General features: G+C 40.4%; 20 protein-coding genes and 1 tRNA gene. 16 read left to right on the top strand and 5 right to left on the bottom strand.

Annotated features, from left to right (window positions below):
- Window positions 1-9 precede the first annotated feature (9 nt).
- The 5 genes from IE339_RS09005 to odhB all read left to right on the top strand — a co-directional run bounded on the left by IE339_RS09005 (window position 10) and on the right by odhB (window position 7,153).
- Window positions 10-783, top strand: a complete 774-nt coding sequence (locus IE339_RS09005; RefSeq protein WP_242175489.1) for an ABC transporter ATP-binding protein — start codon at window positions 10-12, stop codon at window positions 781-783.
- 11 nt (window positions 784-794) lie between these two features.
- On the top strand, window positions 795-1,502 hold the full coding sequence (locus IE339_RS09010) for an ABC transporter ATP-binding protein (RefSeq protein ID WP_053402650.1): 708 nt from the start codon (window positions 795-797) through the stop codon (window positions 1,500-1,502).
- 174 nt (window positions 1,503-1,676) lie between these two features.
- Complete coding sequence (locus IE339_RS09015) at window positions 1,677-2,606, top strand: extracellular catalytic domain type 1 short-chain-length polyhydroxyalkanoate depolymerase (RefSeq protein WP_242175490.1); 930 nt, start codon at window positions 1,677-1,679, stop codon at window positions 2,604-2,606.
- Window positions 2,607-2,971: 365 nt separating this feature from the next.
- The gene (sucA, locus tag IE339_RS09020) at window positions 2,972-5,854 is read left to right on the top strand and encodes a 2-oxoglutarate dehydrogenase E1 component (protein ID WP_242175491.1); all 2,883 of its coding nucleotides are present in this window, start codon (window positions 2,972-2,974) and stop codon (window positions 5,852-5,854) included.
- A 24-nt stretch (window positions 5,855-5,878) separates the two neighbouring features.
- Complete coding sequence (gene odhB / locus IE339_RS09025; RefSeq protein ID WP_242175493.1) at window positions 5,879-7,153, top strand: 2-oxoglutarate dehydrogenase complex dihydrolipoyllysine-residue succinyltransferase; 1,275 nt, start codon at window positions 5,879-5,881, stop codon at window positions 7,151-7,153.
- A gap of 163 nt (window positions 7,154-7,316) precedes the next feature.
- On the opposite strand, the gene IE339_RS09030 is transcribed toward odhB, so the two are convergent.
- Window positions 7,317-8,561 carry a glutamate-5-semialdehyde dehydrogenase gene (locus IE339_RS09030; RefSeq protein ID WP_242175494.1) on the bottom strand — a complete coding sequence of 415 codons (1,245 nt, stop codon included), beginning with the start codon at window positions 8,559-8,561 and terminating at the stop codon, window positions 7,317-7,319.
- Window positions 8,554-9,681: a glutamate 5-kinase gene (gene proB / locus IE339_RS09035; RefSeq protein ID WP_242175495.1), complete on the bottom strand. Its 1,128-nt coding sequence runs from the start codon at window positions 9,679-9,681 to the stop codon at window positions 8,554-8,556. The genes IE339_RS09030 and proB overlap by 8 nt, the downstream gene beginning before the upstream one ends.
- A gap of 428 nt (window positions 9,682-10,109) precedes the next feature.
- On the opposite strand from proB, the gene IE339_RS09040 reads away from it, so the two are divergent.
- The 5 genes from IE339_RS09040 to IE339_RS09060 all read left to right on the top strand — a co-directional run bounded on the left by IE339_RS09040 (window position 10,110) and on the right by IE339_RS09060 (window position 13,977).
- On the top strand, window positions 10,110-11,126 hold the full coding sequence (locus IE339_RS09040; RefSeq protein WP_242175496.1) for an ABC transporter ATP-binding protein: 1,017 nt from the start codon (window positions 10,110-10,112) through the stop codon (window positions 11,124-11,126).
- Complete coding sequence (locus IE339_RS09045) at window positions 11,102-11,890, top strand: ABC transporter permease (RefSeq protein ID WP_242175497.1); 789 nt, start codon at window positions 11,102-11,104, stop codon at window positions 11,888-11,890. The genes IE339_RS09040 and IE339_RS09045 overlap by 25 nt, the downstream gene beginning before the upstream one ends.
- A gap of 4 nt (window positions 11,891-11,894) precedes the next feature.
- Complete coding sequence (locus IE339_RS09050; protein WP_242175498.1) at window positions 11,895-12,698, top strand: ABC transporter permease; 804 nt, start codon at window positions 11,895-11,897, stop codon at window positions 12,696-12,698.
- A gap of 573 nt (window positions 12,699-13,271) precedes the next feature.
- Window positions 13,272-13,472 (top strand): DUF6501 family protein, encoded by a 201-nt coding sequence (locus IE339_RS09055; protein WP_242175499.1) that lies wholly within the window; start codon window positions 13,272-13,274, stop codon window positions 13,470-13,472.
- A 268-nt stretch (window positions 13,473-13,740) separates the two neighbouring features.
- Window positions 13,741-13,977, top strand: a complete 237-nt coding sequence (locus IE339_RS09060) for a YiaA/YiaB family inner membrane protein (RefSeq protein ID WP_242175500.1) — start codon at window positions 13,741-13,743, stop codon at window positions 13,975-13,977.
- Window positions 13,978-14,016: 39 nt separating this feature from the next.
- Here the strand turns inward: IE339_RS09060 and IE339_RS09065 are convergent, their stop codons facing one another.
- Together IE339_RS09065 and IE339_RS09070 are read right to left on the bottom strand one after the other, a co-directional pair.
- On the bottom strand, window positions 14,017-15,138 hold the full coding sequence (locus IE339_RS09065) for a D-alanyl-D-alanine carboxypeptidase family protein (RefSeq protein WP_242175501.1): 1,122 nt from the start codon (window positions 15,136-15,138) through the stop codon (window positions 14,017-14,019).
- 160 nt (window positions 15,139-15,298) lie between these two features.
- A tRNA-Cys gene (locus IE339_RS09070) sits at window positions 15,299-15,369 on the bottom strand.
- A 272-nt stretch (window positions 15,370-15,641) separates the two neighbouring features.
- On the opposite strand from IE339_RS09070, the gene IE339_RS09075 reads away from it, so the two are divergent.
- The 6 genes from IE339_RS09075 to IE339_RS09100 all read left to right on the top strand — a co-directional run bounded on the left by IE339_RS09075 (window position 15,642) and on the right by IE339_RS09100 (window position 21,506).
- Window positions 15,642-16,025 (top strand): hypothetical protein, encoded by a 384-nt coding sequence (locus IE339_RS09075; protein ID WP_242175503.1) that lies wholly within the window; start codon window positions 15,642-15,644, stop codon window positions 16,023-16,025.
- Window positions 16,026-16,142: 117 nt separating this feature from the next.
- Entirely contained in the window at window positions 16,143-17,375 is a 1,233-nt protein-coding gene (locus IE339_RS09080; RefSeq protein WP_242175504.1) for an aminopeptidase, read from the top strand.
- A gap of 361 nt (window positions 17,376-17,736) precedes the next feature.
- Window positions 17,737-18,294 carry a hypothetical protein gene (locus IE339_RS09085; protein WP_242175505.1) on the top strand — a complete coding sequence of 186 codons (558 nt, stop codon included), beginning with the start codon at window positions 17,737-17,739 and terminating at the stop codon, window positions 18,292-18,294.
- 281 nt (window positions 18,295-18,575) lie between these two features.
- Window positions 18,576-19,703 (top strand): Gfo/Idh/MocA family protein, encoded by a 1,128-nt coding sequence (locus IE339_RS09090; RefSeq protein WP_242175506.1) that lies wholly within the window; start codon window positions 18,576-18,578, stop codon window positions 19,701-19,703.
- A 291-nt stretch (window positions 19,704-19,994) separates the two neighbouring features.
- Window positions 19,995-20,735, top strand: a complete 741-nt coding sequence (locus IE339_RS09095) for a hypothetical protein (RefSeq protein WP_242175507.1) — start codon at window positions 19,995-19,997, stop codon at window positions 20,733-20,735.
- 24 nt (window positions 20,736-20,759) lie between these two features.
- Window positions 20,760-21,506 carry a DUF2750 domain-containing protein gene (locus tag IE339_RS09100; RefSeq protein WP_242175508.1) on the top strand — a complete coding sequence of 249 codons (747 nt, stop codon included), beginning with the start codon at window positions 20,760-20,762 and terminating at the stop codon, window positions 21,504-21,506.
- Here IE339_RS09100 and IE339_RS09105 read toward each other — a convergent pair whose 3' ends face one another.
- Window positions 21,507-21,839 carry a helix-turn-helix domain-containing protein gene (locus tag IE339_RS09105; protein WP_053402633.1) on the bottom strand — a complete coding sequence of 111 codons (333 nt, stop codon included), beginning with the start codon at window positions 21,837-21,839 and terminating at the stop codon, window positions 21,507-21,509.
- Between the last annotated feature and the right edge of the window lie 145 nt (window positions 21,840-21,984).

A 21,984-nucleotide genomic window follows, 5' to 3' on the forward strand; every position in this document is an offset into this window, starting at 1 on the left:
GAGGATCTTATGAGTACGCTACAAGTAAAAAATTTAACGAAGACCTTTGGGGGATTAACCGCAAACTCAGATATCACGATGGACGTAGCGCCAAATTCGATTACGGCCGTCATTGGACCTAACGGAGCTGGAAAAACAACCTTTTTTAATATGATTACAGGCGTGTATCAGCCAACATCAGGAGATATCATTTTAAATGACAAATCCATCGCTAAATTAAAGCCTCATGAAGTATCGAAGCGTGGAATTGCCCGTACGTTTCAAAATATCCGATTGTTCGGAGATGTAACCGTTCTTGAAAACGTAATGGTTGGTATGCACAATCACTTGAAAGTAGGGCTAGTAGGAACGCTACTTGGTCTTCCGAACGTTCGCAGACAGGAAAAAGAAGCGAAAAAGGAAGCGTATCGCCTGCTCGAATACGTGGGGCTAGAAGCCTTCTACAATGAGCTTGCAAGCAATCTTTCCTACGGAGCACAGAGACGTTTGGAAATTGCACGGGCATTGGCAACCAAGCCTTCTCTTCTTTTGTTAGATGAGCCAGCAGCAGGGATGAATCCAAGAGAAACGAGAGAACTGACGGCTCTCATTAATCGAATCCGGCACGAGCTTGATGTGACGATTGTATTAATTGAACATGACATGAAGCTTGTGATGGAAATTTCAGATCATATTGTTGTACTTGATCATGGAGAGAAAATTGCTGAAGGCAAAGCTGACGATATTAGAAATCACCCAAAAGTCATTGAAGCTTACCTTGGTAAGGGAGCCGCTACATTGTAGGAGGGAAATTCATGAGTTTACTAGAATTAAAAAACATTGAAACGTATTATGGTAAAATTCAGGCGCTAAAAAATATTAGCTTGACGGTCAATCGAGGAGAAATTGTGACGCTAATTGGAAGTAACGGAGCGGGAAAATCGACAACGCTCAAATCGGTGAGCGGCCAGGTCAAGCTAGGTGCAGGGTCCATTCTTTTTAACGGAAAAGACATCACAAAGCTCCCTGCGCATGATACAACGCTCCTAGGCATTGCACACGTCCCCGAGGGAAGACGTATTTTCCCTCGTATGACAGTGAAAGAAAACTTAATGGTCGGGGCATTTGGGGTGAAAAATAAAAAGCAGGTTCAAGAACAGCTAGAGCGAGTATTTTCCTATTTTCCTAAACTAAAAGAACGTCTAGATCAAAAGGGAGGAACGATGAGTGGAGGCGAGCAGCAAATGCTTGCCATTGGTAGAGCGCTTATGATGAAGCCAGATCTTCTCATGCTTGATGAGCCATCAATGGGTCTTGCGCCGATCATCGTCGAACAAATTTTCGAGATCATTAAAGAGTTAAATAATGAAGGAATGACGATCTTGCTAGTGGAGCAAAATGCGTATCAGGCGCTGCAGATTGCTCATCGTGGATACGTTATTCAAACGGGAGAAATAATCTTACAAGGACCCGGCGAGGAACTGCTTCACAACAATCAAATACGTGAAGCATATCTTGCTTAGAAAAAAGGCACAGAGAATTCGTTCTTTGTGCCTTTTTTCATGAAACAGACATAGCAGAGACGTTTTTAAAATAAATAATAAAAATGAAAGCGTTTTACTATTTGTGGAACCATTCAAGAAACGATACGATACATATAAAGAAAAAAAGCTTTAAGATAAGGAAGGATGTTTATCGTGAACTTATCTGGAACGTTTGAAAAAGGTTATATGAGCGGTCGGTCCTATTTTTTATATGAGCCAAGTCATCTTGAGGAAGGTAAGACTTATCCTCTTGTAGTAATGCTACACGGGTGTAACCAAAGCGCTGAAGAATTTGCAAGAGCGACAAAAATGAATGAAGTGGCTAAAGAGGAAGCGTTTTTTGTTCTGTATCCAGAGCAATCACAGTGGGCGAATCCGCGAAAATGCTGGAACTGGTTCGAAACCTACCATCAAAAACGCAAGCGCGGGGAGCCTATGATGATTGCCAACATGGTGCAAGGAATTGAACGACTGTATCCTGTTGATGCCTCTCGTGTATACGTTGCAGGTCTTTCTGCAGGAGGCGCGATGAGCGTCATTATGGGAGCAACTTATCCAGATTTATTTGCTGCTGTTGGGGTCAGTGCTGGGCTAGAGTACGGGGCAGCGAACAATATTTTAGAATCCGTTCAGGCAATGGAACGCGGAGGCCCCTCTGCTAAAGTACAAGGAGTAAAGGCATATGAGGCAATGAAAGAATATGCTCGCCCGGTCCCGTTAATGGTTTTTCATGGAGACGAAGATAAGCGTGTTCATGTCGTAAACAGTGATCAAATTATCATTCAGTGGTGCCGGATGAATAATCTAGCTGCTCTTCAAGAGAACGAAGGGTGGATTGACGATGAAACCGACCATGTTTCGACCCATACTCCGGTAAGAGGGCGTTCATATACCCGCTACGTCTATAAAAATAAAGATGATGTCTCTTGGCTTGAGAAAGTCATCGTGCATAAAATGGGGCATTGCTGGGCGGGTGGAAATGGAAATGAAAAATACACCGATTCAAGCGGTCCTAATGCGAGTAAAATGCTGTGGAATTTTTTAAAACAGTGGAGAATACCCTCAAACAGTGTAGACGAATAAAACGCTGTTTGAGGGTATTTTTTGTTCAAACGTTTACTAGTTTGTATGTTTAGTTTACATATATCAACAGAATGATTATTATACTAGGAAAAATCCCTGCAAAAAGACGCTTTTTTTAGATGAAAAATATATCCGAGTTTCTACATATAAAAATGTAGTCGCTTATGAAAGGGTTTACCACAGCGAAAAGAAATCTTTTAAAAAAATTTTCATTATTTTTATAAAAATATGATTTTATGTTTTGAGGATTTTGTCAAACAGTGTTAAAATAGGGACGTAGGAAACAGTAGTGACGATAAATTGCATCGTTCACTGCTCATTATTCTCACAATCCGAAACGATTAGGGAAAGTTGGGGGTATTCTCATGTATAAGCAGACAACAAAGGGAGACGAACCGTGGCAAAAGTTTTTAGGACCAAATCTTGGTTACGTCATGGACATGTACGAACATTATGTAAACGACCCTGAATCCGTAGATCCAGAGTTAAAAGAATTATTTGAACAGTATGGACCACCTACGGCATCTGAAACAGCCGAACAATTTGATCGAAAGGCTTCCCATGAAAACGCAAATGAAAGCGTTAACCAGGAAGGACTTTCCAACGTGTATAAGGTAGCTGCTGCTGTGAAGCTAGCAGAAAATATTCGAACATATGGTCATCTGTATGCAGATATTTATCCACTTCACAATAATCCAGCAGAAAAGGATTTATTACAGCTTGATACATATGATCTGACGGAAGCTGATTTAAAAGCGATTCCGGTCAACCTGCTATGTAAAAATGCACCCGAACTTGTTCAAACTGGATGGGATGCAATTCAATACTTGAAAGCGCTCTATACAAAAGCGATTACGTTTGAATTTCAACATGTACATGAACAAGAAGAAAATGCATGGTTAACAGAAATGGTGGAGTCAGGATCTATTTTCCGCACCATGTCTACAGAGAAAAAATCCGCTGTACTAGAACGTTTAACAGAAGTGGAAGAGTTTGAAAAGTTTCTCCATAAAACGTTCGTAGGACAAAAACGATTCTCAGTAGAAGGACTAGATGTATTAATTCCTGTATTGGATGAAATCGTGGCAGAGTCCGTTCAAGTTGGAGCGAAGAATATCAATATCGGTATGGCTCACCGCGGACGACTAAATGTGTTAGCACACGTGCTTGGAAAGCCATATGAAGCAATTTTTGCTGAATTCCAGCATGCACCAAACAAAGAACTTGTTCCTTCAGAAGGATCAACAGGCATCAACTATGGTTGGAGTGGAGACGTTAAGTACCATTTAGGTGCGGATCGTCAAATTAAGCATGACCGCATCGGCCGCGCTCGTTTAACTCTTGCAAATAATCCAAGTCACTTAGAGTTTGTTAACCCTGTAGTGGAAGGTTTTACAAGAGCAGCCCAAGAGGAGCGTACAAAATCAGGATTCCCAACTCAAGACGTGGAAGAGTCCTATGCTATTTTAATTCACGGTGATGCGGCTTTCCCAGGTGAGGGAATTGTTGCAGAAACGTTAAATATGAGTCGCCTACGCGGCTACCAAACGGGTGGAACGATCCATATTATTGCGAACAATATGATCGGATTCACGACTGAGAGCTATGATTCTCGCTCAACAAAATATGCAAGTGATCTAGCAAAAGGCTATGAGATTCCAATTGTTCACGTGAATGCTGATAATCCGGAAGCTTGTCTTGCAGCTGCATACTTTGCCTATGAATATCGCAAACGTTTCAACAAAGATTTCTTAATTGACTTGATTGGGTATCGTCGTTTTGGACATAACGAAATGGATGAGCCTTCTACAACACAGCCGAAGCTTTATGAAATCGTTCGTAAGCATCCAACAGTGCGCGAGATCTATGCAACGAAACTTCAAGAGCAGCAAGCTCTTTCAGCTGAAAAAGTAGAAGAAATCAATCAACGTGTTCAAAACAAGCTACAAACGGCTTACGACAAAGTTCCAAACAAAACCGTTCATTCTGGCGTATTGCTTCCAGTGGTGAAAGAGCAGGCTTTACCTGAGCTTCCAACAGCTGTTGATGCAGATACACTTCAAGAGCTTGGAGAGCATTTTGTACAGTGGCCAGAAAACTTTAAAGTATTCCCGAAACTAGCTCGTATTTTAGAGCGACGTTCTAAAGCTTTAAAAGAAGATGGAAAAATTGATTGGTCTCTTGGAGAAGCGTTAGCATTTGCAACTATTTTACAAGATGGTACACCAATCCGTATTACAGGACAGGATTCCGAGCGTGGAACGTTCGCACAGCGTAATATCATGCTTCACGATATGAACACGAACGAGACGTATTCACCGCTTCATAAAATACCGGACGTAAACGCAACGTTTGCTGTTCATAACAGTCCGCTATCAGAAGGATCTGTCATCGGTTTTGAATATGGCTACAACGTTTTTGCGCCAGAAACCCTTGTATTATGGGAAGCTCAGTTCGGTGATTTTGCCAATGCAGGTCAAGTACTATTTGATCAGTTCATTTCGGCAGGAGAAGCGAAATGGGGACAAAAATCAGGAATGGTTCTTTTACTGCCACATGCATATGAAGGCCAAGGACCTGAGCATTCAAGCGGTCGTCTAGAACGATACTTGCAATCGGCTGCTGAAAACAACTGGACGGTTGCGAACGTAACAACAGCGGCACAGTATTTCCATCTTTTACGCCGTCAAGCTGCGGTATTAAATACGAAGGATGCGCGTCCGTTAGTCGTTATGACGCCGAAGAGCCTGTTGCGTAATCCAAACTCTGTATCAGATCTTGGTGAATTAACAGCTGGTTCATTCCAAGCAATTCTTGAAGAGCCGCTTTTAGGAAAGAACTCTGCTAAAGTTGAGCGCGTCGTACTTGGAAGCGGAAAAATCACGGTTGATTTAAAAGAAGCCGTGCAAGAGCAAGCGGAAGAATTAGATTGGGTACACATTTTACGTGTGGAAGAAATCTATCCATTCCCAGCGGAGCAAATTAAAAAGGTGTTAAGCCGCTTTGATTCTTTAAAAGAAATCGTGTGGGTTCAAGAAGAGCCAGCTAACATGGGATCTTGGTCATTTGCAGAACCGCGAATCCATGAGCTAGCACCTGAAGGAGTTAAAGTAAGTTACGTGGGACGTGAACGTCGTTCAAGTACGGCTGAAGGGGACCCAACTGTTCATAAGAAAGAACAGCAACGTATTATCGACAACGTGTTAACAAGACAAGAAATTACGATTGAAAACGCAGTTACTCGCTAGGTAGACAGAAAGGGGAAAATTAAAATGCCAGAAATGAAAGTTCCAGAATTAGCCGAATCCATCTCAGAAGGTACAGTTGCACAGTGGTTAAAGCAAGTAGGGGAGCAAGTTGAAAAGGGAGAATACATCGTTGAGCTTGAAACTGATAAAGTAAACGTTGAGTTAATGGCCGAAGAGTCTGGCGTATTAACACAAGTTCTAAAAGAAGCGGGCGACATCGTAAAAGTTGGAGAAACAATTGCGATGATCGATGCAAGCGGAGAAGCAGCAGCAACGGTTGAAGCGACTCCTGTTCAAGAAGCACCAGCGACAGAAGCGAAGCCAGAAGTGAAAAACGAACAGGCTGTACCTGAGCAAGCAAAAGGTCCAGCAAAAGAAGAAGCGAAGCAATGGACGGTAGCTTCTCCAGCTGCTCGCAAATTAGCGAGAGAGCGTGGAATTGACTTAAGTCAAGTACCAACAGCTGATCCAATCGGCCGTGTTCGCAAGCAGGACGTTGAAACTTATCAAACACCTGCACCGAAGCCAGCAGCTTCTAACTCTTCAGCTGTACCAGCGGTTGAACCAGCGAAAAAAGCTGATGCAGAGGATTCAACAAAGCCGGTTGAACGCGTTCGCATGTCTCGCCGTCGTCAAACAATCGCGAAACGTTTAGTAGAAGTACAACAAACAGCAGCGATGCTAACAACGTTTAACGAAGTGGATATGACAGCGGTAATGGACATTCGTAAGCGCCGCAAAGATAAATTCTTTGAGCAACATGATGTTCGTCTAGGATTCATGTCATTCTTCACAAAAGCAGTCGTAGCAGCATTAAAACAATTCCCGCTGTTAAATGCTGAAATTCAAGGTGATGAGCTCCTAATCAAGAAATATTACGATATCGGTGTTGCAGTTGCAGCTGAAGAAGGATTAGTAGTACCAGTTGTACGCGATGCAGATCGTTTATCATTTGCAGGCATTGAAAGCAGTATTGGCGACCTAGCGGTAAAAGCTCGTAACAATAAATTAAGTCTTAAAGACTTACAAGGTGGAACATTCACAATCACAAACGGTGGAGTATTCGGTTCTTTACTATCTACTCCGATCTTAAATGCTCCTCAAGTTGGGATTTTAGGAATGCATAAAATCCAACTTCGCCCAGTAGCAATTGACAAAGATCATTCTGAAAACCGTCCGATGATGTATATCGCCCTTTCATATGATCATCGTATCGTTGACGGAAAAGAAGCCGTAAGCTTCCTAGCAATGGTGAAGGATTTACTTGAAGATCCAGAAACATTACTATTAGAAGGCTGATTGCAATAAAAAAAGGCAACCCTCGGGTTGTCTTTTTTTTGTTTTAAGGACTGTTTTTGGTGAGCATAAAAGAGCTTATTTATCCTTGAAACGCTGCTACTTCAATAAGAAATATAAAAAAACGAGAAGCTATTTTGCACTTCTCGTTCATAATCGCTTTTATTCATGATTCCCGAATTTGGCCCGTTCCTTTGACAATGGATTTTGTTGTGGTCAATGCTTTAACCCCCATCGGTCCTCTGGCATGAAGCTTTTGTGTGCTGATCCCGATTTCAGCGCCAAAACCGAACTGCTCGCCGTCAGTGAAGCGGGTAGAGGCATTGTGGTAGACAACCGCTGCGTCGACTTCTTGTAGAAATTGATCCACGTGTTCTTGTGTTTCGCTAATAATGGCTTCCGAGTGCATCGTGCCGTACTGATCGATATGAGCAACGGCGTGATTTGTATCGTCAACAATTTTAGCAGCAAGAATAGGAGCTAAAAATTCATTTTCCCAATCCCACTCTGTTGCCGCTTTTACATAGGAGAACGTGTTTGCGAGTGCTTCATCTCCTCGTATTTCAATGTGGTGCTGGTGAAGAAACTCAATGAATGGCCGCGTATGTGACCAATTCTGATGGATGAGAACCGTTTCAACTGAATTGCACACAGATGGCCGCTGCATTTTTGCATTCAAGACGATGTCACACGCCATATGGAATGAAGCGGTCTCATCAATGAACATATGACAATTTCCAACGCCTGTTTCTAGCACCGGAACAGTGGCTTTTTGAATAACGTTTTGAATAAGACTAGCACCGCCTCTCGGAATTAAGACATCTAAATATCCGTTCAGCCTGAACAATTCTTCAGCTGTTTCATGACTCGTGTCTTCTAAAAGCTCGATGGCATGGGGAGAGATTTTACTTTTACTTAGCGCCTGTTTCATGATGTGAACGAGTGCGCGATTGGTATGAATAGCAGATGAGCTACCTCGTAAAAGTACGCAGTTCCCTGTTTTTAAACAAAGTGCCGCTGCGTCAATGGTTACATTTGGTCTTGCTTCGTATACCATCCCTACAACACCAAGAGGAACACAGATCGATTGGATAGAAAGTCCATTGGGACGATTCCATGACTCAATTGTTTCACCGATAGGATCGTCAAGCTCGGCAAGCTGAATCAATCCTTCAATTATTTGTTGAATGCGCTCTTGGGTTAATAAGAGACGATCAAATAGAGAAGGAGACCAGTTCGCTAGCTTTCCGCTTTCAATATCTAGAGAATTTTCTTGTAAAATATAATCCTGATTGCGACGTAATTCGTCTGCTATCAGAAGAAGCGCATCGTTTTTGGCTGCTGTTGATTGCTTTTGCAAGCTCTTAGTTGTTTGGTTAAGAATACGTGCTTTTTCCATCAATTCACTCATTTTTGATTCCTTCCTTTCGCACTGTAATCCATTGATCTCGATGAATAACGGCTGCCTTTTTACCATTTATTAATGTCTTTGCCTCAGAACTAGAACGCCCTTTGATGACATCAATTTCTGTTGACGAATACGATACTTGGCCTTTACCTATCAGCTTATTGTCTTTATTGACAACTTCAACAATCTCATTGGCACGAAACGTACCGCTTACTTCTTCTATACCCGCTGGAAGGAGACTTTTATGCTGGTAAATTAAAGCTTTTTCAGCCCCCACATCGACTCTTATCTTTCCAGCGATTGGTGCGTAGTGAGCGATCCACTGTTTTTTTGTCTCCATTTGCGTTTGAAAGGGGCTTCCAATATACGTGCCATCGCCTTTACCTTCAATGATATCAAGTAACTTTCGTTCATGATCCCCTTTACCTACGAATACACTTACACCTAAGGAAAGAGCAGTTTGAGCTGCTAATAATTTAGAGCGCATGCCGCCTGTTCCAACTGCTGATTCACTATCACCACCAAGAGCTAAAATTTCCTCTGTTAAAGAGGGGATAAATGAATATTTTTTCGCGTTCGGATTTGTGAAAGGATTTTCATCATATAAGCCGTTAATGTCCGTTAAAATAATGAGGGCATTGGCGTGAAGAAAGCCGCTCACAAGTGCTGATAGCATATCGTTGTCACCAAAGGTAAGTTCATCGGTTGCAACAGAGTCATTTTCATTGATGATCGGCACAGCTCCGCCTTTCAATAATTCTGTAATCGTTGCATATATATTTCGAAAGCGATACTGCTCGTAAAAATCTCCTCGGGTAAGTAATAGCTGAGCTGTTGGAATATGATAAGGCGCAAATGCTTTATTGTAGCCCTCCATTAAAAGTCCTTGTCCCACAGCAGCTGAGGCCTGCTTGCCAGCGAGTGTTTTTGGACGTGTCGCATAGGGAAGCGCTGAAAAACCAGCTGCGACTGCTCCAGAAGAAATTAAAATAACGTCATGACCTTGTTTTTTTAGAAGTTGTATGGCCTTGACATGTTCTTCAAGTTTTTCGTAGGAAAGCTTTCCTTCAGATGTTGTAAGAGAGCTGCTTCCTATTTTGACGACAATTCGTTGTTTTTTCATCTCTTCACCTCATTACACATATAAAAAAGCGATTCTTTCGTCCTAAAAAAGGACGAAAGAATCGCTTCCGTGGTACCACCTTTATTGATGCCGAAGCACCCGCTTGATCCTGTATCGTTGGAGGGGACGGCTTATGTTTTCATAAGCTAGCTTGAAAGGGCAGGTTCAATCTGATGAACGTAAGGAACCTTACAGCCTGTGAGTTCCATTCTCTTCTACGTATTTCATAATTTACTAATCCCATACTTTTAATGTATTAATGTTAACAGTAATTATCTAGAAAACGTCGCTATTTGTCAATTAATTGTTAGAAAATTTTAAAATAAAATTATTTTTGAAAGAAAAAGAATGTATTTACAGAAATAGACATATTCATATATAATTAATTTTCTGGGTTTGAATTCGCTTACATAAAAGGGGATGTACGAATGATTGAAGTCAAAAACATCAGCAAGAATTACCGGATATTTGAACGTGATCCCGGTCTTAAGGGAGCTATAAAATCGCTCTTTCATCGCAAGTTTCAGGTAAAATCGGCGGTAAACAACGTTAGTTTTACCATCCCTAAGGGAGAAATTATCGGCTATATTGGATCAAATGGGGCAGGGAAATCAACGACAATCAAAATGATCAGTGGAATTCTAACGCCTGATGAAGGGGAAATTACGGTAAATGGTATTATTCCATATAAGGATAGAATGGAAAATGCGAAAATTATTGGGGCTGTATTCGGACAGCGAACGCAATTATTTTGGGATATTCCTGTTCAGGAGTCGCTTCAACTGCTTAAGCACATTTATGAAATTCCAGAAGAACAATATCAGAAAAATTTGGCGGTTTTCCGAGACGTGCTCGATTTAGACCCGCTTCTGTCCATTCCAGTTCGTCAATTATCACTTGGACAAAAAATGAGATGTGAGCTAGCGGCAGCGTTTTTACATAATCCATCCGTTGTATATTTGGATGAGCCGACGATTGGTCTAGATGCATCGGTCAAAATTAAAATTCGTCAATTTATTAAGGAAATGAATAAGCGCTATGAAACCACCATTATTTTGACTACGCACGACATGCAAGATATTGAGGAGCTGTGTCACCGCGTGATCATTTTAGATAAGGGAATCGTCATTTATGATGGCAGTTTGCTAGGTCTTAAACAGCGCACGACGTTTAATCGTATGATTGAACTAGAAGTTGAAGAAGATCTTGACGATTTTCCACTTCCAGCTTCACTTCAAGGAAGCGTAGAGGTCGAACGAAAAGATGATCAAAAGCTTGTGTTGTACTTTAACACGGCCCAAATTAGCGTAGCTGTAATTATGAAGGCGATTATGGAAGCATATCCGGTTGTTGATTTTACGGTAACAGAGCCAAGTATTGAATCCATTGTTCAAGAGATTTATGAGCGGGAGGTTAAGCAATGCGAAAGTACTGGCACTTATTAAAATCACAAATGCAAATAGAAACGGCTTATATGGCGTGGTACTGGGCAGACACTATATCCGGCATTTTGCGTCTGTTTATCATGTATTTTTTCTGGGCAGCCGTTTTTCAAAACCGGCAGTCGGTTGGAGAATTAACCTTTCAAGCAATGATTACCTACGTCATTATTGCGATGACTTTAGAGGCCTTTGTAGCAGGAGTCGGGAAAACGATTGCACAAGACATTAAGGGCGGAAATATTGCGCTAGAGCTTCTAAAGCCATACGACTATTTGACAAAGCTAATTTGGATGGATTTTGGATCAAAAATTAATGGATTTGTCCGAAGCGCACTTCCTATCTTACTGTTATCGTTCTTATTTTTAGATATTACGAAGCCGGCATCACTTTTAGCAGGGTGCTTTTTTATTCCAAGTATGGTAGCAGGGATTCTAATCGGAACGCAAATTGATTTAATTATTGGCGTGCTGGCATTTTGGACGGTGAATATATGGGGATTGGGCGTGCTTCGTGAGGCAATTGTCAAATTCTTTTCTGGTGCCCTAATTCCTCTCACGCTCTTTCCAGGATGGTTTCAAGAAGTCAGCCAATGGTTACCATTTCAATCGATGATCTATGTGCCTGTTGGTATCTATACAGGGCAGATCACTGGGGGACATATACTTACATCGTTTGCCATTCAATGTCTATGGTTACTGGCGATTTATGTAATTGTTCGTGTGATGTGGCAACAGGCTGTAAAACGAATTACGGTCTTTGGAGGATAGAAGCATGATAAAAAAATGGAAACGATATTTGTTTTTATACAGCAAGTACTTTAGCAATCATTTAAAAGTCATGATGGAATATAAAGCCGATTTTTATATTGGTATGTTTTCTGTTGCGATTCAGCAGTTCACGTCGCTTTTCTTTTTGAAAATCGTCTTTAATCATATTGATGTTTTAAAGGGATGGACGTTTTATGAAATTCTATTTATTTATGCCATCGCTTTTCTAGGCCGCTCGATTCATCACATCTTTTTTGATAATCTATGGACGCTTGGGTGGCAGTACGTTCGTACAGGTAATTTAGATCGACTATTGCTGCGCCCTGTAAATCCTTTGTTTCAGGTCATTTCTGAGCGCGTACAGCAGGATGGCTTCGGTCAGCTGTTAATCGGTCTTGTCGTCTTATTTACAGCTACGACACATTTAGACATCACTTGGTCAATCGGAAGTGTACTACTACTAGCGCTTGTTATTATCTCCAGCGGCTTTATTTTCGTCGCTATTAACCTATTTTTTATTTCTTTTTCCTTTTGGATGGTGGACAGTCTACCCATCGTAGCATCAGTTTTCCAACTCAGTGACTTTGCCCGATATCCGCTCACGATTTATCCAAAAGTCATTACGTATTTAATTACCTGGCTCATTCCATATGGGTTTACCGCTTTTTATCCAGCGGCTTTATTTTTTGAGCAAAAGGGTTACGCACTAACCGGCTTTTTAACACCACTTATCGCTATTTTATCGATGGTGATTGCCTATAAATTTTGGCAAAAGGGCTTGAAAAGCTTTGTGAGTACGGGCAGCTAATAAAGACTTTCAATGGTTTTACTAGTCAAGTGCAAATAACCAAATGACGATAATTTTTACATTAAAAAAAGCTTAGAGGATTTTTCTCTAAGCTTTTTTGTGCTTTACCGAATCTCCTACATGATCTAGGAAGAAACCAATCCTACTAATCCTAAAATAGAATACGAAATGTACCCTATTCCTGTGTATAAAACGATAAACCGTACGATCCAAGGAAGTTTAGTGGGCGGGGAAAACGCGACAACACCAACCACTAATGGCATCTTCTAACTTACATGACTGAAGTAAACGTACTACGTCAGCAGAAGACGATCTCTTGTCATTTTAATGGATAAATATGCTGGAAAAGGATCATTCTACAGACAGAACGATTGCGTGAGAGAATGATTTCTTATTAATAAAACTATGTTCCAAATAATCAATATTAAATAAAGTTATGCAGCAAAGGGGTTTTCCTATTGATTATGTATGAAAAACATGAAAAAATAGGGGAAGAATAACGATAAGTGCTAGATTTTTCTTTTGTTTTCGTTAATATAAAAGAGAAGATATTTTTACGTAGGAGGAATAACGATGATTCACTTAGATTGGAAAGACCGCGAGACGATTAAAACGGTAAAGTGCATTCATACAAATGCCGCAAAATACATGGTAAACAATGTGTTAACGGAAGGAAATACATACGACGTAAAAAATGAAACAGAAGAGTTTTACTTTGTCGTAGACAACACAGGAAAAGTTGGCGGCTACTACAAAGATTACTTTGAGGCGTAAAAAAGGAGCAGACTATCTGCTCTTTTTCTGTTCGGTTTATGCAAATAAAAGACGGATCACTTATGGAGAAAACTTAATGATGTGACGATAACAGCTCCACTCTGCTCGTATCTTTTTCGCATAAGAAAAAAGGTTTATTTTTACAGGAATATCAGAATTCATTTTCGAGGTTTAGATGTGTAAAAATAAGGAAATATTACCTTAGAAGTGGGAATAAGATGTAGTATAATAAGGTGATTACATACGAGATAGAGAGAGGAGACTACCAGTGGCTAAAAAAAGAAGGCGAAATACACCTGCGTTTACAATGCTAGCTTGGTTAGGATTGATTGTGTTTACCCTGTTAGTATTTGTAGGATTGTATACATTGGATGCTGAGCTTTATGTAAAAGGTTACTACATCATGGGAACCGTTGGAATTATCATTTCATCTTTTACTGTGGCAAAAGTTGTTCGTGACAACCAAGAGGACGATGACGATATTAAGGGCAACTTTGATAGCTAAAACTAGTTAAAAAGCACGTGCAATGATTGCACGTGCTTTTTAACGTTTTCTTGTGCGTCGTGTTACTTGTAGAAGGCTTATCCCTACGAAGAACACAAGTAATATGACGAGAAGTAACCATCCCCACGAAAATGAAGATGATGCCTCTTTTTTCACCACTTTGGGTACTTTCTCTAGCTGTTTGCTTAAAATTGTTTGGCCCTGATTCGAAACATGCAAAACGCCCGTACTCGAGACGTTAATCTCGTCTTTTTTACTTTTGGAACTAACGTATCGTAGTTCCCCTGGTACCCGGTAAGTCACTCCGTTCTGCTTGTACACTTTGTCCTTCGGAATCTCTTTCCACATATAGTTATCAAACGACATATCAAGTAATTTAACCGTATCTTTGTATGCACGCTTTTTATTTCGTGCTTTCAACGTTACGACAATAAGGTTCAAGTCATTCCTAGAAGCGGTGGTAATGAGCGTATAGCCCGATTTGGTTAAATAGCCTGGTTTCCCACCCGTTACTCCCTCATAAGGAGTCGTGGTTAATAAGCGATGCTGGTGGGTATAGGTAGTATGTAACGCTTGGGATTGCCATTCCATTTGCTTTAAGCCGAAGATACGCTTGAACTCTGGATTTCTTATCGCATACTGTGTTAGCTTGGCCAAGTCATATGCAGTCGTTGTATGATTAACGTCGAATAATCCGTTTGGCGTCACAAAGTGCGTATGCCTAAGCTTCACCGTTTGCTGAAGGTAGGCGTTTAAATCGTTGGAGAACTGTTCAACGCTTCCACTCATATGCTCTGCAATCGCAACCGCTGCATCGTTTCCAGATCGCAAAAGCATTCCTTCAAGAAGGGTGCGAAGAGGAAGCTTCTCTCCGGCGACAATTGCTACGCTAGATCCTTCTTCATTGGCTGCACGCGAAGAAACGGTGACCATATCATCTAGGCGCCCATGCTCGATCGCGTAAATGGCTGTTGCTACCTTTGTTAAGCTTGCTGGATAAAGCGATTCATTTATATGCTGTTCGTATAAAATTTGTCCATTATCGGCATTCATTACAATTGCAGCCTCACTGTATAGCTGAAGAGATTGTGCCGTACTTGCTTCACTAACAGGCATGATGAAGATGAATGAACTGAGTAAAAGAAAAAGTGCTTTTTTCATTTTTGTAACTCCCTATAAGATGAATAATGTGCTGAGCAATAGTTGTATTATACATCATCATTTACAGAAAGGAAGGAAGAAATGAAGGTTTCTAAGGACGGTTTAGAGGCAATGCTACATAAAAATACCCCCTTCGCTGAAACGAGAGGGGGAGGTAAAAAGGTGGTACTCGGATTTGAACCGAGGATGAAGGTTTTGCAGACCTGTGCCTTACCACTTGGCTATACCACCGCATATCGAGATATTGTTATTTATATGCCGCTTCACTAAAAAAATGACAATGCTGATTAGCATGAATGAAAAGTCAATATTTGAACAAAGCCCCGTAGTAGGATACTATATATGTAGGATAGAAGTATCATAATAAAATGACCATAAAAAAATTATGTAAACAAAGGCTGCCGTAAAAAAGCAGTCTTTTACCTCATGAAATTCACTTTTCATGCTGTATAATTTTTATGTGTGCAACTAGAGATACTTAAAAAAAGTAGGAGGTTTCACTTTTGATATTTGCAAATAAACGATTTCTTGTTTTGATTTTGTTAGTTGTTTGTTTGTTCGGATTGTTACTTGTCTATAAAATTCAGGCTTCCCCGACACCGACAGAGCACGCGGCACAGCAAAAAGAGACGCTGAACAAACTACCAGAATCCAAAACTGTTAATACAAAGGATAAGAAAAAATATCGTATGTATCATTATCAAATTACGAAAATTGAAGGCGGGAAATATCACGGCGAGGCAAAAGACGGAACGAGTATCATTTTCCAGCTTAAGAATTTGAAAGAACCACTTGAAGAGGCACTCGCAAAAGGGGATATCATTCGAGCTTACTTTGATTTGAAAAACGGCGCAACTCTTGTAAAAGTAGAAAAGGTGAGTGAGTAGAAAAAGGACACATGGTGTCCTTTTTTTATTGCGTTCTTCCGAGGCATCGCAGTTCTCAACCATCTTTAAGTATGGTAAAATGGAAGAAATTTCAGAATAAAAGGAGTTTTTATACATATGTCGACATTTGAGAAAAATTTAGAGAAATACGCTGAGTTAGCGGTAAAAGTAGGCGTTAACATTCAGCCAGGTCAAACTCTTTTAGTGAACGCAGCAATTCACACGGCACCATTTGTTCGTAAAGTGGTTGAAAAGGCGTACGAAGTAGGCGCAAAGCACGTATATGTAGATTGGAGTGACGAAACGGTTGCTCGCTTAAAATATGATCTTGCTCCGGACGAAGCGTTCACTGAGTTTCCTTCATGGAAAGCACAAGCAAGTAAAGAAATTGCAGAAAACGGCGGAGCGTTCTTATCCGTTACGTCTTCAAATCCAAGCCTGTTAAAAGGGGTAGATCCATCTCGTATCGCAGCAGCGAATAAAGCTGCTGGTCAGGCAATGAGCGAATTCCGTCGCTACATTCAATCGGATAAGGTTAGCTGGTCAGTAATGGCAGCTCCTTCTAAAGAGTGGGCAGCGAAAGTATTCCCAGATGCACCAGAGTCAGAGCAAGAAGGCCTGCTATGGGATGCAATTTTCAAAGCAACACGTGCAGACTTAGAAGACCCTGTTCAAGCATGGACGCAGCATGATCAAAATCTACATCAGAAAGTGGATTACTTAAATGAGAAAAAATACAAAAAACTTCATTACAAAGCACCAGGGACAGATTTGACGATTGAACTTCCAGAAACGCATATTTGGGTAGGCGCAGGAAGCATCAACGAAAAAGGCGATTCGTTCATGGCAAACATGCCGACTGAGGAAGTCTTTACGGTACCATTAAAATCTGGAGTGAATGGCGTCGTAAAGAGCACGCTTCCGTTAAACTATGGTGGGAACTTAATTGAAGACTTTTCATTAACGTTTGAAAACGGAAAAGTAGTCAACATCGACGTGGAAGAAGGCTATGAAACGCTGAAAAATCTGATTGAAACAGACGAAGGGGCAGCTCATCTAGGAGAGGTAGCGCTCGTTCCCCACAATTCGCCTATTTCACAATCAAATACAGTATTCTTCAACACACTATTTGACGAGAACGCTTCTAACCACTTAGCGCTCGGAAGCGCCTACGCGTTCTGTATTGAAGGTGGAAAAACAATGTCAAAAGAAGAGTTAAAAGAACGTGACATCAACGAAAGCATCACACACGTTGACTTCATGATCGGCTCTGCTGAGATGGACATTGACGGCATTAAAGAAGACGGTACATCTGAACCAATCTTCCGTAAAGGAAACTGGGCGTTTTAATTCGTACTGTTGGATATGTAAGGCTGTTAGCTAATTAATAACTTATTTATTGGCTAGCGGTCACAAAAAAGTTATTAAAATAGTGTATGTAACTTAGTAGCCACGTCCTACCGTCTATGCGACAGGACGTGGCTATACTGATTTAAGTTCATTTAGATAGATGAGTAACCTACTCGTTCTGAAATGACTTTTATATTAACACCTTGTGCTACTATCATGGTGTGGTGCAAATCATGAAAACGTAAATATGGAAGGTTTTTCTTAAATTCAATATACTTCCTTCTAGATCCCTAATTTACAAATAACTATCATCTAAAAGGTTATTTTAAATGTTAACAATAGACTAGGAGTGAAAGTTAGCATGAAATTTAAGCTGAAAATTACCACTTATGAATATCCGGATAGTTTAATAAGTGATATACAAACGGGAGAAATTGAGTATTCATTATGGGGACGTCTTGATTTTATGATAAATGAAACGACTTTCTTCCAAAATGCAGATGGACTATCTGAGGAAGAAATGGGTACTTCCTCTATATCAAGTTTGGGGCTAACGATCCCTGTTCATGGATTTATGTGTAGTTTTTTAGAGAAAATAAATGATATAGGTAATAAAGCTATAATTGTTGATGAACGTCAAATTGATAAAGAATTAGTTATGGAAATTCAGGGGGGGAATGTAATATTTGCTATAAGACATAAGAGATCATTTAGAGTTCATTGGTATGATGGTGAGAAAGTAAGCAGATCTGAAAAGATGCCAATTACTAAATGTAATTCTGTTCCAATAGATGTGTTTAAACAAGGAATGATGATAGGAATACAAGAATATTTAGATAAAATCCTGAGTAAGTTTCCAAAATTGAAACAAGTAGAAGAGTTTAATGATTTGTATAAGCAAGTAAGTAACTACATATAGTAGTAGATTGAGAAGTTAGAAGGTGGTTACAAGTTATCTCAAGAAGAAGAGGAGTGAATTTAGTACAACTAAACGCTCTTAGGTAACGAATAGTCATCACTTTATTTTTCTAAAAAAAGTTTCATTTTTTAGTAGGAAAAAACGAAAAAAAGTTGAATACTTATAAGGGGAGAATTTGTACTTAAAGCAATGGTTAAATACTTAACAGTAATTACTGCTTAAGTCATGCTTAAGTAGTTTACATACTAAATTTACACGAACAACATAAGGGGATGGATAAGATGAGTAAATTAAAAGTAGGAATTATCGGATGCGGTGGCATCGCAAATCAAAAACATTTGCCAGCATTAGCGGCATTTAGTGATATGTGTGAAATGGTGGCTTTTTGTGATATTGAGATTGACCGTGCGCAAGCGGCTGCACAAGAGTTTGGAACAAAGGATGCAAAGATTTATGTGGACTATCAGGAATTATTAAAAGATGAAACGATTGACATTGTTCACGTATTAACACCGAACGTTAGTCACAGCCCGATTACGGTGGCAGCGTTTGAAGCAGGCAAGCACGTGATGTGTGAAAAGCCAATGGCTCATAACACAGAAGCAGCGCAAAAAATGATTGACGCATGGAAAAAGTCAGGCAAGAAATTTACAATTGGCTATCAAAATCGTTTCCGTGCAGACGTTCAGTCTCTTTATAAAGCATGTGAAAAAGATGAGCTAGGAGACATCTATTTTGCGAAAGCACATGCGATTCGTCGTCGCGCTGTGCCAACATGGGGCGTATTCCCTGATAAATCTCAGCAAGGTGGCGGTCCGTTAATTGATATCGGAACGCATGCGCTTGATATTACGCTATGGATGATGGATAACTATAAGCCAGCGTCCGTGTCAGGTTCAGTGTTCCACAAGCTTGGTCATTTACCAGAAGCGGTAGAAGGGAATATGTTTGGCCCGTGGGATCCCGAAACGTATGAAGTAGAAGATTCAGCGTTTGGCTATATTAAAATGGAAAACGGCGCAACGATTTTCTTAGAATCTTCTTGGGCGTTAAACGTACTAGAATCAAAAGAAGCTGCTACAACGCTTTGCGGGACAAAATCCGGCGCACAAATCAATGCAGGCATGAGCTACGAAAATAACGAGCTTATCTACAATAGCGCAAGAAATGGAATGCTGACGGAAGAGCGTAACTCTACTGGAGGGGCGATTGCTTTCTTTGAAGGTGGTTCCAATAAGCCAGAAGTATTAGAAGCAAAACAGTGGCTAGAGGCCGTAAAATATGACAAAGAGCCTCTTGTAAAGCCGGAGCAAGCGTTTATGGTAACGAAAATTTTAGACGCGGTGTATCGATCTGCTGAAACAGGTAAAGAGGTTGTGTTTGATAAAGAAAGCGTTGTGAGTCAATAAGGGGAGTCCATTCTCTTGTTAGCACATATATGAACGAAAAAGCTGCTGATGATGTAAATCAGCAGCTTTTCCGTTTGAAGGTAAAGGGAGATACAAGCAAGCAACTGAATAAGAAGATTCATTCCCCCCGACTTTGATTGAAGAGATGTTAGAAGGAGCGTGTGAATAATACGCAATATCGTGTGTTGATGCTACAAGAAAATCATCATCTCCTTTTTTCTATGTTTTTCGACAACTTCTCGTATAATTAGGTCTTTGTGTCTATTATAATGAAATGGGAGGGAGAAAAGCATGGTACTAAAAATATGGTTAACGATGTTTACGAGTTTCAGTATGAGTTATTATCTATGTCAATATGAGCTATTACATAGCATCCAGCCAATTATTGTGGCTGCTTCCATCATCGTATCAGCGCTTGTGTGGCTTTCAGATGATCATCCGTTTTTGGCCCGTATTTTGTTGGGCATTTCATCCGCCATCCAGGTCTTATCATTTCTCACATTTTGGCTAATTGAAAAAGCTTCACTTACAATGTCAGTGCCTTCATACAGCAATGAACTCTTTTTGTTTCTGCTTTCTTTATGTATAATCATGATATTCGTGTTACGGTCAGACGGCGTTTTCTTTATGACAGCGGGTCTATGTACAGGTAGTGGGATGGCGTGGGCGATCGTCACATTTTTTCAAATGCTGGTGCATCAGCCTAGTATTGCTCTCATTTTTCCATTGCTTGCTCCTTCATTTGCGCTTCTTTTTGCGCGAAATCGAACGTTTTGGATCGCGCCGTTTATTGTGCCCGTCTTTTTCTTAACCATTTCTACTTCGTTATCTCTGCATCGATATGGAGATGGTCTAAATCACAGAGCTCTTTCTACTCCTGATCTATCCTTGCTTTTAGGGTGGGTGTTTACAATGGGAATTGGCCTGATGCTCGCACCGTTTTTAAACCGAAAGCCAGGTGAGTTTAAAGCGATGAGGTCGTTTGATGAGGTAGAAAAGCAATATGAGTCAAGAACGGTTAACCACGGATAATACATAGCAAGGAGAAGGTGTACAATGAAGCATCGCATCGGACTGCGAATCAGAAGTGAAAAAGGTGTTCACGAGGAGGTTCGTAAAGCATGTCTAGCCTTTGCGAATTGGCTACGATGGCAGATGGAATTCCCTATGCGAGTGGTGGTCTATTTGAAGAAAAAGGAGCAAATCCGTTCAAATGGTGAATGGGTAAGTGCTTCTTTTTTTGCTCCTTTTTCATTAGAAGAAGAGCCTTATATGCGAATCGCTACTGGAGATTACCCGCAGCTTATTGAAGAATTGGGCCGGGAAGATGCTCTATTAGCGATCCTTATAAGCTTCGCGCATGAAATAATCCACTATCAGCAGTGGCTAGATGGACGGGAATTTAGCGAACAAGAAGCAGAAGAACAGGGAGAAAGACTTGTTTATGACTACTGTGATGACCAGGCCTTTTTTGAAGACGTTTTAGAAATGAAAAGAGTATGGACGATTGAAAATGAAGAAGGAACCGCTCTTTTCACAAATGAACAAGGTGAGTCATTAATGCCTTTTTGGTCAAAGGAGGAAAAGGCGCACAAAATTATTCATTCCGTCGCTTTTTATCGCGATCATAAGACAATAAGTATCGCTACAGAGGAGTTCATGGAGGAGTGGCTTCCTGAACTACAGGAAGAGGGGTATCAGGTCGGACTTAATATGTATAGCCGTTCCTTAATAGGGCGTGAAATGGAGCCAAGCACGGTGCTGGAGCGACTGGAGGAAGAACGCCGAAAAGGGGGTTCTTAATTAGTCTAACCAGCCCGTATCTTTTGATTTTAATTTTAGAATCAGATCTGTCACCACAGCTTCTAATTCGTTAATTCGATTTTTTAAGGCGGTGTTTTCTTTTTTAAGCTGTGCGACTTGAAATTCGTTTTCGACATGTTGGGTAGATGAGAAATTCTGTTTTGATGTGTCTTTTTTAGAAGAAGTAGATGTCTTAGGTGAGAGATTTAATTCTTTTTTCCAATTGTATACCGATGAAAGGTGTACGCCTAGTTGTTCGGATACATCTTTTGGCTTGATCCCTTGCAGCAATAGTTGTTCAGCTTTTTGACGCTCAGCGTTTTTACTATACATATTGCAACTCTCCTTTTAAGCATCAGATGAGAGAAAATCGAATGTAGTTATTCTCATTTTAGTAGAGTTGTAGAAAAAAAGAAAGACTTTCGAATGTGTATCTTTTGGTTTTCGGCTTTAGAGAGGATATAATGGTTAACGTAAA

The organism is Priestia koreensis (assembly GCF_022646885.1).
Lineage (GTDB): Bacteria > Bacillota > Bacilli > Bacillales > Bacillaceae_H > Bacillus_AG > Bacillus_AG koreensis_A.

Coding starts and splice junctions, on each gene's coding strand:
- IE339_RS09100 (WP_242175508.1), top strand. CDS start 20,760: ATGAAGCATCGCATCGGACTGCGAATCAGAAGTGAAAAAGGTGTTCAC.
- IE339_RS09065 (WP_242175501.1), bottom strand. CDS start 15,138: ATGAAAAAAGCACTTTTTCTTTTACTCAGTTCATTCATCTTCATCATG.
- IE339_RS09010 (WP_053402650.1), top strand. CDS start 795: ATGAGTTTACTAGAATTAAAAAACATTGAAACGTATTATGGTAAAATT.
- sucA (WP_242175491.1), top strand. CDS start 2,972: ATGTATAAGCAGACAACAAAGGGAGACGAACCGTGGCAAAAGTTTTTA.
- IE339_RS09050 (WP_242175498.1), top strand. CDS start 11,895: ATGATAAAAAAATGGAAACGATATTTGTTTTTATACAGCAAGTACTTT.
- IE339_RS09105 (WP_053402633.1), bottom strand. CDS start 21,839: ATGTATAGTAAAAACGCTGAGCGTCAAAAAGCTGAACAACTATTGCTG.
- IE339_RS09095 (WP_242175507.1), top strand. CDS start 19,995: ATGGTACTAAAAATATGGTTAACGATGTTTACGAGTTTCAGTATGAGT.
- IE339_RS09030 (WP_242175494.1), bottom strand. CDS start 8,561: ATGAGTGAATTGATGGAAAAAGCACGTATTCTTAACCAAACAACTAAG.
- odhB (WP_242175493.1), top strand. CDS start 5,879: ATGCCAGAAATGAAAGTTCCAGAATTAGCCGAATCCATCTCAGAAGGT.
- IE339_RS09045 (WP_242175497.1), top strand. CDS start 11,102: ATGCGAAAGTACTGGCACTTATTAAAATCACAAATGCAAATAGAAACG.
- IE339_RS09090 (WP_242175506.1), top strand. CDS start 18,576: ATGAGTAAATTAAAAGTAGGAATTATCGGATGCGGTGGCATCGCAAAT.
- IE339_RS09005 (WP_242175489.1), top strand. CDS start 10: ATGAGTACGCTACAAGTAAAAAATTTAACGAAGACCTTTGGGGGATTA.
- IE339_RS09085 (WP_242175505.1), top strand. CDS start 17,737: ATGAAATTTAAGCTGAAAATTACCACTTATGAATATCCGGATAGTTTA.
- proB (WP_242175495.1), bottom strand. CDS start 9,681: ATGAAAAAACAACGAATTGTCGTCAAAATAGGAAGCAGCTCTCTTACA.
- IE339_RS09040 (WP_242175496.1), top strand. CDS start 10,110: ATGATTGAAGTCAAAAACATCAGCAAGAATTACCGGATATTTGAACGT.
- IE339_RS09080 (WP_242175504.1), top strand. CDS start 16,143: ATGTCGACATTTGAGAAAAATTTAGAGAAATACGCTGAGTTAGCGGTA.
- IE339_RS09055 (WP_242175499.1), top strand. CDS start 13,272: ATGATTCACTTAGATTGGAAAGACCGCGAGACGATTAAAACGGTAAAG.